General features: G+C 43.0%; 11 protein-coding genes. 7 read left to right on the top strand and 4 right to left on the bottom strand.

What is annotated here, in order from left to right; genetic code table 11:
• Positions 1 to 100: 100 nt before the first annotated feature.
• From MHI15_RS16240 to MHI15_RS16210, 7 genes are all read left to right on the top strand, one after another.
• On the top strand, positions 101 to 811 hold the full coding sequence (locus tag MHI15_RS16240; RefSeq protein ID WP_076308038.1) for a lantibiotic protection ABC transporter ATP-binding protein: 711 nt from the start codon (positions 101 to 103) through the stop codon (positions 809 to 811).
• Positions 808 to 1,554: a lantibiotic immunity ABC transporter MutE/EpiE family permease subunit gene (locus tag MHI15_RS16235; RefSeq protein WP_076279527.1), complete on the top strand. Its 747-nt coding sequence runs from the start codon at positions 808 to 810 to the stop codon at positions 1,552 to 1,554. The genes MHI15_RS16240 and MHI15_RS16235 overlap by 4 nt, the downstream gene beginning before the upstream one ends.
• Positions 1,555 to 1,556: 2 nt before the next feature.
• Positions 1,557 to 2,318 carry a lantibiotic immunity ABC transporter MutG family permease subunit gene (locus tag MHI15_RS16230; RefSeq protein ID WP_341164610.1) on the top strand — a complete coding sequence of 254 codons (762 nt, stop codon included), beginning with the start codon at positions 1,557 to 1,559 and terminating at the stop codon, positions 2,316 to 2,318.
• A 15-nt stretch (positions 2,319 to 2,333) separates the two neighbouring features.
• Positions 2,334 to 2,993 carry a response regulator transcription factor gene (locus tag MHI15_RS16225; protein WP_076125504.1) on the top strand — a complete coding sequence of 220 codons (660 nt, stop codon included), beginning with the start codon at positions 2,334 to 2,336 and terminating at the stop codon, positions 2,991 to 2,993.
• 101 nt (positions 2,994 to 3,094) lie between these two features.
• Entirely contained in the window at positions 3,095 to 4,357 is a 1,263-nt protein-coding gene (locus tag MHI15_RS16220; protein ID WP_175619973.1) for a HAMP domain-containing sensor histidine kinase, read from the top strand.
• A 289-nt stretch (positions 4,358 to 4,646) separates the two neighbouring features.
• Entirely contained in the window at positions 4,647 to 5,420 is a 774-nt protein-coding gene (locus tag MHI15_RS16215) for an SDR family NAD(P)-dependent oxidoreductase (protein ID WP_036675873.1), read from the top strand.
• A 498-nt stretch (positions 5,421 to 5,918) separates the two neighbouring features.
• Positions 5,919 to 6,278 carry a hypothetical protein gene (locus MHI15_RS16210; protein ID WP_036675871.1) on the top strand — a complete coding sequence of 120 codons (360 nt, stop codon included), beginning with the start codon at positions 5,919 to 5,921 and terminating at the stop codon, positions 6,276 to 6,278.
• 64 nt (positions 6,279 to 6,342) lie between these two features.
• On the opposite strand, the gene nrdF is transcribed toward MHI15_RS16210, so the two are convergent.
• The 4 genes from nrdF to MHI15_RS16190 form a co-directional block, all read right to left on the bottom strand.
• Positions 6,343 to 7,302, bottom strand: a complete 960-nt coding sequence (gene nrdF / locus MHI15_RS16205) for a class 1b ribonucleoside-diphosphate reductase subunit beta (protein WP_076192948.1) — start codon at positions 7,300 to 7,302, stop codon at positions 6,343 to 6,345.
• Between the two features lie 39 nt (positions 7,303 to 7,341).
• Positions 7,342 to 9,426 carry a class 1b ribonucleoside-diphosphate reductase subunit alpha gene (nrdE, locus tag MHI15_RS16200; RefSeq protein ID WP_076185378.1) on the bottom strand — a complete coding sequence of 695 codons (2,085 nt, stop codon included), beginning with the start codon at positions 9,424 to 9,426 and terminating at the stop codon, positions 7,342 to 7,344.
• A complete protein-coding gene (gene nrdI / locus MHI15_RS16195; RefSeq protein ID WP_036675861.1) occupies positions 9,413 to 9,772 on the bottom strand; it encodes a class Ib ribonucleoside-diphosphate reductase assembly flavoprotein NrdI in 360 nt (119 codons plus the stop codon). Before nrdI ends, nrdE begins: the two co-directional genes overlap by 14 nt.
• 403 nt (positions 9,773 to 10,175) lie before the next feature.
• Positions 10,176 to 11,825, bottom strand: a complete 1,650-nt coding sequence (locus MHI15_RS16190; RefSeq protein WP_076185377.1) for a helix-turn-helix domain-containing protein — start codon at positions 11,823 to 11,825, stop codon at positions 10,176 to 10,178.
• Between the last annotated feature and the right edge of the window lie 2 nt (positions 11,826 to 11,827).

The following is an 11,827-nucleotide window of genomic DNA, read 5'->3' as shown; positions in this document are numbered from 1 at the left end:
CTCGTTATAATTCCTTATAATTTGAGCTCAGTAAAACCTTATAAAGTCCTTAGATTTGCTATATATGATCAACGTATAGCAAATGAGAGGATGATATAGGATGGGAGAGTATATTTTACAAACTAATAATTTATCCAAGAGTTTCAGGGGGCAGCGTGCGGTTAGCGATATCAGCATAACCGTAAAAACTAATTCGATTTATGGACTGCTAGGCCCAAACGGCGCAGGTAAATCGACGACTCTAAAAATGATAACAGGGATTCTTCGAGCGACGTCAGGACAAATTTTATTTGACGGTCATCCATGGACACGTAAGGATTTACTACACATTGGAGCGCTGATTGAGTCCCCGCCACTTTACGGGAATTTGACTGCTGCCCAAAATTTGAAGGTACATACGACAATATTAAACTTACCGGATTCTCGGATTCGGGAAGTTCTTGAAATTGTTGATTTAACAACAACAGGCAAAAAAAGAGCGGGACAATTCTCTATGGGCATGAAGCAACGTCTCGGGATTGCGATCGCCTTGTTAAATCAACCTAGACTCTTGATTCTGGATGAACCGACAAATGGGCTTGATCCCATTGGGATTCAGGAATTACGTGAGCTTATACGCTCATTTCCTGCACAAGGGATTACAGTCATTTTATCGAGTCATATTCTTCATGAGGTGGAGCAAATTGCCGATCATATTGGGATCATTAGTAATGGTGTTCTGGGGTATCAGAATGCAATATATCCTGGTGATGATTTGGAGAAATTGTTCATGGAAGTCGTGACTCGGAACAGACAGGAGGTAACAAGATGATCCACTATCTGTTATCTGAAAATCTTAAATTCAAACGAACATTTTCGCGAAAATTGATTGTTGCGGTGCCACTGTTTTTTCTTCTATTTTCATTTTTCACACAACAGAACCTGCAAACGGAAGACCACTATTTTATGGAAATGGTATTTAATTGGTGGCCGCTGTTATTCATGACCATAGGATCTGCTTTGTTGTCTACACTATCGAATAACAAGGATCGTAAGGCTGGAGGGTACCGTAGCTTAAGCAGTCATGGAATTAGTATCGCTAAACTTTGGCTCAGTAAAATAATTGTGGTGTCATATTATTTGTTGCTGTCTTCGCTGCTTCTTATTGCAGTAATGTACCTATCTGGTCTTTTGTTTCCTTTGGGTGCAGCAGCCTTATCTGAAATTATAACAGCTGCTATTGTTGTTTGGTTGACCTCTTTGGGGATGATTCCAATCTATCTATTCTTAGCCGAACAATTTGGGGCGGTAGTATCTATTCTTGCAGGTCTGTTTGGGATGATTGTGAGTGTACTAGCAGCGGATCAACCTTCATGGATTTATGTTCCGTGGAGTTGGGCTTTAAGGTTAATGTGTCCCATTGTTGGTGTGCGTCCCAATGGTGTGGCTCTTTCAGCACAGGATGCTCTAAGAGACTCTTCGGTTATTTTACCTGGAATTGTGGTGTCGCTGGTATTCTTTTTGGTGACCCTCACCTTAACTAGCTGCTGGTTTAGTAGAAGAGAGGTGCGATAGAGATGGTGATACTCCGACTATTACAAGCTGAATGGTTGATGACTAAGCACACTGCAATTCGTTGGTTGATATTCCTTGTTCCTGTTCTATATCCGATGATGGTACTTTGGTATTTTTCACAGCGTGCGGATCAGCTTCACATCTATGATGGTTATTTTTCATTAATAGCCTTTGGGTTGCCTGTTGGGATAGGATTATTCTCTGCTTTAATGAGTGGTTTAGAGGAGGGGGCAGGGGGATTCTATAATCTATTAAGTGCTCTTTCACGTCCGAAGTGTTATATAAGAAAACTAGGGTTCATAATCTTGGCGATGATATGGATCGTATTCGGTTCAACATCAATTCTAATACTGGGCATGAAAAAAATTTTGCATATAGAGCGGATACAATATCTAATATTCTGGCAAGGAGCTTGTTGGGTAGTAGGCACTGCTCTAATCTTAATGATCTTTCATCTCATCTTAAGTTATGCTGGAGGCATGGGACTTTCTCTAACGGTGGGTAGTGCAGGTACGCTAATTGCAGCTATCGTAGGTGGAACAATTGTAGGCGATAAAGTGTGGTTATACATACCGTGGGCCTGGTCGATGCGGATGATTCAACTTCCCTTATTTTATGCTCAACCCAACAGGCTCATTGAAACGGAAGTATTGAAGCTGCAACTTCTTCATTCCGTACCTGCTATACTTATTAGTACAATGGTAATGGCAGTGTTAGGCTTGATATGGTTTCATTACTTTCAGGGTAGGAAATCATATGAATAAATAGGAGTGAGGTCACTGGCTAATATTTTAATAATAGATGATGAACCTGATATTTTGGCGCTAGTAAATAATATTCTTAGCAAAGATCACCATAGGGTTACGATAAAAACAAGTGCACGACATATGCCTTTGAATGAGTACTCGACATTTGATTTAATCCTGTTGGACGTGATGATGCCAGATATCGATGGTTTTGAGCTCTGTACTCAAATCAGGGATATCGTAGACTGTCCGATTCTGTTTCTTACAGCTAAATCAATGGAAACGGATATTATGTTTGGACTTAGTGTAGGTGCAGACGACTATATCGTGAAGCCTTTTCGTGCAGGCGAGTTGAAGGCTCGGGTGAACGCTCATTTGCGGCGTGAAAATCGAGAGAAAAATCATATGTTAAGCGCATCTGGAGTGAAATTCAATCTCTCGGCAAAGGAGATTTTTGTTGATAAAGAGAAAATAAATCTCACTAAAAGTGAATATCAGATATGTGAATTTCTTGCTAGAAATAAAGGTCAGGTTTTTTCCAAAGAACAAATTTATGAATCGGTTTATGGCTATGACAGAGAAAGCGATAGCTCAACTATTACAGAACATGTGAAAAATATCCGCAGTAAGCTGAGTGCGAGGGAGGTTTCACCGATTGAAACCGTTTGGGGGATAGGTTACAAATGGGTGTGAAACGAATACGGCTCCGTACAGTCTTCATTCAATATTTATTATCATTAGGTGCGTGTACTCTATTATTGGCATTTCTGTGTTTAGGGGTATTTACTCTCTTAATGCAGTATGGAATGATTGTTCCAGCAAACCATACCGAGCAATCCATTGCAAAGTCTTGGGATGTTTTGCAGCGTGCGCCACAAATTACGGAAGAAATGATCCCTTGGGGAGCGGAATATGCGGTATTGGATCAGCAAAAGAACTATATTTCAGGAAATATTCCTAAAGAACGCGCTCTAGATATATTGCAGAAGAATCAAAGCAGTTGCAATCTTATGGGTACAAACTGCACCGATGTGATTGAGCGGGAGCATGAGGTTATCGTACTGCAATATGCAATTGTACCGCAGTTCACCTCAAATTTTCTGCATAACACGTTGCCTAATCCGCAATTAACGCTATTGCTGTTTTTTGTAGTTCTGATGTTACTGGAAGTTATTCTGATTTCTGGATTTTTCGCTCGAAGACTGAGTCAAAAAATGGCTTCCTTGCAGGAAGCTGCACATCACATTGAAGCTAAAAATTTGGATTTTACTGTCGTGTATTCTGGGGTCAGTGAAATTGATGAGGTGCTATCATCCCTGGAACAGCTGAGAGAGGAATTGAAAAAGTCACTAGAACAGCAATGGAATCTGGAACAAATGAAAAAAGAGCAGATTTCTGCGCTTGCCCACGACATTAAGACTCCTCTTACGATTATTCAAGGAAATGCAGATTTGCTGATAGACTCAGATTTAGCAGAGAATCAGCAAGAATATATAGGGTATATTTCCAAAAATGTAGATCAAATCGAACAATACATGGCAACACTTATTGAGATTTCTAATACAAGAAAACAAATTTCTCCCCGCTCTAAATGGGTTGCAACGGATGCCTTTATCCAGCAAATTCGTATGCAGTTAGATGCGTTGGTTGTCCCTAAGCGTCTTCAGATAGAATTTCACCAGGACAATAATCTGCCCCCTGAGGTGTTGATTGACGATGAGCTACTTCATCGGGCTGTGATGAATGTACTCGCTAATGCGGTAGAGTATTCCCCGTATGAGAGTGTGATTTATTTGCAGGTTGAGGCAAAACAAGATCGGTGGAGTATAACGGTAACAGACAGTGGATCAGGATTTACGAGTGAAGGACTCCAATCAGCACTTAAGCAGTTTTATCAAGGGGACAGTAGCCGTACCTCCAAAAGTCACTATGGATTGGGACTTTACATTGCCGACACCATTGTCAGGCAGCATCTGGGTAGTCTGCATATTAGCAATTCTCCCCTGACGGGTGGAGGTCAAGTTCGAATCGACGTCCCAGTTCGTGGAGTGAGGTAGCGGTTTATTACACCTCTTAGAATAACATTGGATAAAACTTCTGGTTTATCTGATGAAATTCTAAGGGGTGTATTTTTTATGACGATCAAAACCAAATTCTCAATTGTTGGAAAAGTAGATTAAAATATTGATTGCTATATACAATTAAATACAATAAAGTTGTCATATAGAGGATAATTTTGTCGATTTTTCTGCAAAAATGTTCCAATCCACATTATATCAGGTGACATTAGGGTCTATGAGGTTCAAATCCTCTTCCTGAAAAAGACATAAGAAAGTGGTGCGCATAATGAGTAGCAACAGATTTGAAAACAAAGTAGTTATTATTACGGGTGCTGGTACCGGAATCGGAAAAGCTACAGCATTGAGAGTAGCAAGAGAGGGTGGTACTGTAGTAGTTGCCAATCGATCAGATGCTGGCGCTAACACAGTCGAAGAAATCAAAGCTTTAGGTGGAGAAGCGCTGTTTGTGCGGTCAGACGTTTCAGTTGAAGCAGACTGCAAAAATATCGTAGATCAAACCTTAGCAGCTTATGGAAAGATTGATTGCCTTTATAATAACTCAGCAATTACAGGAGATAATGCGGATGTTACAGAATATGATCCGATATTGTTTCAAAAGGTGATTCAGACAAATCTTAATGGCCAATTCTACATGTTGCATTATGCATTACCACATATGAAATCCGGTGCTTCCGTTCTAAACTGTTCCTCCTTGCATGGTATTTTTATTGGGATGGCAAATGATGCAGCTTATTCAGCAAGTAAACACGCCATTGTGGGCATGACTAAATCGGTTGCTAAAGAAGTGGGTCACCGTAATATCAGAGTAAATGCTATTTGCCCTGGTCCTATTCCTACACCAACCATGAACAGATACGAAAAGCTGTTGTCTGATGATGTAGAGATGCTTCAATCTCTTATCGCTTCTGGAACGGCTTTGGGCAGATATGGTACGCCTGAGGAAGTAGCTGCTTTTGCCTGTTTCCTTCTAAGTGATGAGGCTTCATTTATTACAGGTACAGCACATGTGATTGACGGGGGCTACTCCGCAACTAAGTAATTAGACGGATTAATTTACTTATATAAGCATCTAGTATTGAAGGCTTTGCGGCGTATTCCTGTTCGAATATCCTGTAGGATGAATGGACTGGAGTTGGAAGGCGCACGCAGAGCCTTTTTTAGTTGTTTCTAAACGATAACGGAATTACACAATTGTGTATGAAATTAAGGGAAATATAACCATGAATATGTTGGAATTTGTAGAAATTTGTATTTTAATATAAATAAAAAAAGAAATTTGTCGATAATAATATAGGTAATAGGTATGAGTTAAAATATATTAGAAAGGATGTTGCAATAAAACGATACAGGAAATAGATGTCATTAACTATTGATTGTAACGATATGGCATCATTTAAACAAGGCAGTTTGTTCCAAACCCAGTTGCCAAAAGTAGAAGTTACTGAAAAGCCTGGGCAGAAATTTTTTGTCTGTTGGAGTTACATACATTACTTTCTATTATTAAAAAATAACTATTAAAACTTGGAGGAATACAATTATGTCATACACAATTAAGTACAACAAAAGTGAAAACCACATCGATGTAGTATCTATCGATTTTTCTGCTGAGGATGTTCCAGGATACTTGAAAGATTTTGAGAATATCATGAAGCTTGTTAGTCCTAAATTTACGGGTACAACTGATGTAACTGAATCTGCAAGTGTACTTTCCCCTGAAGTTGCAGCAATGTTGGCTCCAACAGGTGAGATGGCGAAAGCAGCTGGCCAAGCAGGATGGGCTTATGTAACTAAAAACCCAATTTGGAAAATGCAATTGAAACGTATTTTTGGCAGAGATTTTGCTGATGCTTACGATACCTATGAAGAAGCTAGAACAGTACTGAAAAAATTGCAATAATCTAATAAATAGAGTTAGCAAAAAGTGCGGAGAGCTTTCTCCGCACTTTTTGTTTTATCTATATTTAAAATTGAAAATCTTCATCCTTCAGTGGCTCCACATTAAGCGCCCGGACATATCCGTTGCCTTTCTTCGAGAAGAAGTCATGCTGCTTGGTGTGGGTGCTGATCCCGTTCTGTACAATCGGGTTGATCTCTTCCTCGTCAAATAGCGGATCATGGCCCAGATTCATCATCGCTTTATTGGCATTGTATCTTAGGAAAGTCTTAACCTCTTCCACCAATCCGATAGGGGCATAAATCTGCTCGGTATAACGCTCTTCATTCTCATGCAGCAGTCGAAGCAATTCTACCAGCGTATGGTGAAGTTCGCGTTGCTCGTCTTCTGGGAGCCCGTCAAAGATCTCCTGTGCCAGCACACCGACATATACCCCATGGATGCTCTCATCCCGTAGAATAAGGTCGATGATCTCACCGCTGCAAGTCATTTTGCCCTGCCCAGCCAGATATAGGGGATAGAAGAAACCACTGTAGAACAAGTAGCTCTCGAGCAGCACGGAGGCTGCCATGGCGAGGTACAGGTCTTTTGGTGAGTCTATGTTTTTGTAATATTGTGAGATGGTCTCCGCTTTGAACTGGAGGAAGGGGTTCTCTTCTACCCAGCGGAATACACTGTCGATCTCCTCTGTAGAGGACAAAGTGGTGAAAATACTGCTGTACGATTTGGCGTGAATTTGTTCCATCATACCCATGAAGCCCAGTACGGCTTTGCGTTGAAGGCCTTCGACATGTTCCATAATCTGTGGCATTCCGACTCCGCCTTGAATCGTATCCAGCAGTGTCAGGCCGCCCAGCACCTTCATATAGGAGTCCTTTTCTTGCTCACTGAGCGTGAGCCAGGACATTTTATCATCGGATAATGGAATTTCATCGTCCGTCCAGAATTGCATAATGTTCTGATTCCAGAACATCAATGAGAAATCGTCGTCGGGACGGTTCCAGTTAACGGCTTGGATAGCGGTCATAATATTGCAATCTCCTTTTCTGCGGCTATAGCCTTCCTTTTAGATCGAGCAGGTGAGGCATTCCTCGACGGACAGCTTTTTGGTCCGGGTGTAATACAGCGACTTCAAGCCTTTATGCGCCGCATACAGGTAGGAGCGAGCCAGTTCTCTGGTGGAAACATCACTGTTAACATGCAGAACGGTCGAGATACCCTGGTCGATATGGGGCTGAATTTCCGCGATCAGATCGATTACCTTGAACTGGTCCATCTGGTAAGCCGATTTATAGAAAAACACATTGTCCGGCCGCAGGTACGGCATCGGATAATAAGTAGTTGAATTAGCATAAGTCCGAGTCTCAATCTGCTCAACAATCGGCATAACGCTTGAAGTGGCGTTTTGGATATAGGAAATGCTGGCCGTTGGCGCAATCGCCAAACGGTAAGCATGGTATAGGCCATTTGTTTTTACCGCATCCCGCAATTGTTCCCAGTCTGCTGGGGATGGGATATAAATATCTCCGAATAATTCTTGTACCCTTGGGGTAACCGGGCGGTAATCGGTAGTCAGGTAACGCTCGAAATAAGCTCCCGTAGCATAATCAGAAGCCTCAAATCCATGGAAAGATCGGCCCGTGGCGGCAGCGATTTCCATGCTTTTCTCTAGCGAGTGGAAATTCATAGTCATAAAGAAGGTCCGGGCAAAATCGCGGGCCTGCTCGCTTTCATAAGCAATGTTGTTCTTAGCCAGATAGCCGTGCAGATTCATGACGCCAAGACCGACAGAGTGCATTTCCTTGTTTGCTTTGGCTACGCCTGGGGCATTGGAAATACTGGTCATATCGCTAACAGCGGTCAGGGCGATCATGCCCTCATGTACGGATTCACGGATTTTGCCATGTTCCATCACGTTAACAATGTTCAAGGAAGCCAGATTGCAGCTTACATCGCGGCGGATTGTACTCTCCTGTCCGTAGTCGGCAATCTCTGAGGTCTCCTGCAGCTGAAAGATTTCAGTACAAAGGTTGGACATTTTGATCTGTCCGACGTTTTTCAGGGCATGGGCCGCATTGGCATTGCTCTTGTTCATGATATATGGATAGCCAGATTCCAGCTGGATCATGGCGATTTTGGTCAGCATATCCCGTGCGCTCATAGCTTTCTTCTTTTTGACACGTGGATCGGCCAGCAGCTTATCATACATGTCATCCAGATCCATATCGTCGAGATGCGTGCCGTAGGCTTTGTACACACTGTAAGGAGCAAATACATGCAGCGCTTCATTGTCCTTCGCCAGCTTATAGAAGCGGTTTGGAATAATCAGGCCGATGGACAGGGTTTTGAGTCTTGTTTTTTCGTCGGCGTTGATTTTCTTGCTGTCGAGGAATTCCAGAACGTCCCAGCCAAAAATATTGTAATAGGCTGCTCCTGATCCTTTACGTTGACCCATCTGATCTGCATAGGAGAAGCCGTCTTCCATCAGCTTAAGTACAGGTATAATTCCCTTCGCAGCATCCTCAACACCCTTGATAGTTTCACCACGGGAGCGTAGCTTGGATAGGTTAACGGCCACACCGCCACCGATCTTCGACAACTGCATGCAGGTATTCAGCACATAGTTGATGGAATTGAGCGAGTCGTCCATTTCGATTAGGAAGCAGGAGACGAGCTCACCACGCCGGCTCTTACCGGCATTTAAGAAGGTTGGTGTCGCAGGTTGCAGGCGCTGTTCCATCATCGAACGGGCAAGTACCCCCGCAGTATCGGCATTGCCGCGTCCCAGGTGAAGGGCGACTGCCGCCACACGGTCCGGGTAATGCTCCAGATATTGTTTGCGGTCATTGGTTTTTACAGCGTAATCCGTGTAGAATTTCGAAGCTGCCATATAAGATGGAAAACTGAAGTTGTAGGCGTGGGTAATCTGGTAGACTTCTTCAATTTCCGCCGTGCTGTACTGTTCATAAAAATTCTCGTAGAAATCCTGTTCAATCATATAATCAACCTTGGCTTTTGTATTCGCAAAAACCAGACTCCGCCGCTCTACATCCCGCATAAATTCGGCTACTGCCTCAAGATCTTTGTCTAGCTGAAAGAAGCCACTTTCGTCTCTCTTCATCAACATGTTGTTTAATTCAATATGCCGCAACCCGGCTCACCTCCTGTTTAATCCGTTCTACATCGCCAAATGTACCCGATAACTCAAATTTACCGATAACGGGCACGTTATACCGATCTGCAATCAAGTCCGCGCTGTGCGCGAACAGCTCGCCCCAGTTCTTATTGCCGCTGGCGGCGATGCCCTTCAGATTGGCATTATTGTTCTTCAAGAAAGTAGACACCTTTTCTGGAATCTGTCCAAAGCCGGTGGTATATGTAATAAGCACATAGGGCTCATCAATCGTCATATGCTCCTCAATCTGCACAGCCGGCAACTTAAGTTTGCTGATGAAGCGTCTGACATTTCCTGTTTTTGAATCATACGCGACTAGCATGGTGTCTGTCCCCCTGTAAATATTAAAAACTATTGAAAATAGTATGAAAACTGAATGGATAAGCTATAAATACTGAAAAATCGTATCTATACTATATTTAGTGTGCGTTGTTTATTTTAATTACTATATGTTGAAAAGTCAATATGGGAACAGCAGTCTTAATAGCTGGGAAAGTGTCTCGTAAGCGGTTTTTTGGTAGACTTTTAGGGCAGAAAGACCGGAGTATTAGCATTTTGCTAGTTTAAAAATAAAAATAAAAAAATTGCAGGAATAAGGGTGATACTTAGGGATGCTGCTGAGGGTGATGGCAAGCCAATAAATCTGCAAGGAACAGAGCCTGCTCCTTGCAGATTTATTGGCTTTATTTTTGCGAAGTGGGATTATTCTTAATAATCTCTTGATCTCAAGAACGGTTGTTCACTCCGAGGCTTCGGTCAGATGGTGAATCTGCTTTAAGTTGCTGCATGTATTCCCTGGGGGAAATTCCGGTTACCTTTTTGAAAACTTTACTGAAATAGAAGGCACTCTCATATCCCAGCTTCTGTGAGATTTCGTAGATGCGACCTTCCCCACGTGCCATCATTTCTTTGGCTGTCGTGATTTTGATCTCCGTGATATATTCCACATAGTTGACCTTGGCAACCTTGGAGAAAAGGTGGCTCAGATAGTTGGGACTGAAATTGAAGACATCAGCCACTTGATTGAGCGAGAGCTTAGTTCCGAGATTTCGTTTAATATACTCTTGGACATTTTTGACGAGCTGCTCCTTGTAGCTTTGTCTGCGGGTAGAGAGGATGTCTGAGCAACCGTCCCGGAACTGGATCAGCCAGCCAGCGATCTCTTCAATCGTATGCATCTGGTAGATAGCCCGGTAGCCCTCCGGTTCATTTTCGAAAATTTGTTCCACAATGTTCTCACCGTCTGCGAGCAGTGAAGTGGCCATGTACAGAATGTTGCAGGCGGCATCAGTGGCGGGAACCAGCAGGTCGGCCCGGCCGTCGAAGATTTCGATCATTTTGGAGATAATGGCGTATAAAGCTTGGGTATCCATTTCTTCAAAAGCACGGCGGATCTCTGTACGCAATTCGGAGAAATCAAACAACAGATGATCCTGCTCCAGCGACTCTCCTTCGGCAAAAAACACAAACGACTGTGCTTTAACCGCAGCAGGAAGCGCTTTTCGCGCAGCGAGGTAGCTTTCCCGCAGCAAATAAGGATCCTCGACCGCAAAGCCGATCGCGCCGATGATCCTTACATTGAAGTAGTTATGGAGTATGGAGGCCATATGGGTCAATAGCATTTCAATCTCAGGCATCCATTGCCGTGAATCCGTCCCGTTGACGGGCAGGGTTACAGCAAAATTGCGCAAGTCCAGACTGCTCACATAACAAGGTCTTATGGAAGTAAGCGTATCTTTGGCCATTTGGACGGTACTTGAACACAGAGCAACCATTTTATCGCCGCGGGGCGGGACACTGTCTGGCCCCAAAATACGGCAAGTGCAGACTAGATAAGCAGGTTCCTTGAGCTCAAGGTTTAAATCATCTCTCTGCAAAAGGTACTGGTTTTTATTTGCGAATAAGTTATTGAACAGGCGGATGAAAAATTTATCGCGTTGAGCTTGTAGATTGCCTCTATGAGCAAGCATGGGATAGCTGTCTAGGGTTTGAAAAGCCTCCAACTGGGAAATTGCTTTCCGAATGGAGGCATCAAGTGCCTCTGGTGTCAGTTCTAGCTTCACTAGATAATCTGTGGCTTGCACTTCAATCGCTCCACGCGCGTATTCGAATTCCTCGTAGCTTGTTAAGATGATGAACAGCGGAAGCCGGCCGTGTTTTTTGCGTACCGCATTGGCAACTTCTAAGCCGCTTTTAATTGGCATTTTTATATCGCTGATTACGATGTCAGGACGAAGGGTGTCAATCATTTCTTCCTCTTGAGCCCCGTTGTGTGCAATGCCGACAATTTCTATATTATATTGCTCCCACTTCAGCATGGACTGCAAGCCGATACAGACCAGCGCCTCGTCATCAGCAATTAACAACTTGATCAATT

Origin of the sequence: Paenibacillus sp. FSL H7-0918 (assembly GCF_038007025.1) — a bacterium.
Taxonomy (GTDB): domain Bacteria; phylum Bacillota; class Bacilli; order Paenibacillales; family Paenibacillaceae; genus Paenibacillus_AQ; species Paenibacillus_AQ odorifer.
This window is presented reverse-complemented; position numbering and strand designations above follow the sequence as displayed.

Coding starts and splice junctions, on each gene's coding strand:
- MHI15_RS16210 (WP_036675871.1), top strand. CDS start 5,919: ATGTCATACACAATTAAGTACAACAAAAGTGAAAACCACATCGATGTA.
- MHI15_RS16230 (WP_341164610.1), top strand. CDS start 1,557: ATGGTGATACTCCGACTATTACAAGCTGAATGGTTGATGACTAAGCAC.
- MHI15_RS16235 (WP_076279527.1), top strand. CDS start 808: ATGATCCACTATCTGTTATCTGAAAATCTTAAATTCAAACGAACATTT.
- nrdI (WP_036675861.1), bottom strand. CDS start 9,772: ATGCTAGTCGCGTATGATTCAAAAACAGGAAATGTCAGACGCTTCATC.
- MHI15_RS16215 (WP_036675873.1), top strand. CDS start 4,647: ATGAGTAGCAACAGATTTGAAAACAAAGTAGTTATTATTACGGGTGCT.
- nrdF (WP_076192948.1), bottom strand. CDS start 7,302: ATGACCGCTATCCAAGCCGTTAACTGGAACCGTCCCGACGACGATTTC.
- MHI15_RS16240 (WP_076308038.1), top strand. CDS start 101: ATGGGAGAGTATATTTTACAAACTAATAATTTATCCAAGAGTTTCAGG.
- MHI15_RS16220 (WP_175619973.1), top strand. CDS start 3,095: ATGCAGTATGGAATGATTGTTCCAGCAAACCATACCGAGCAATCCATT.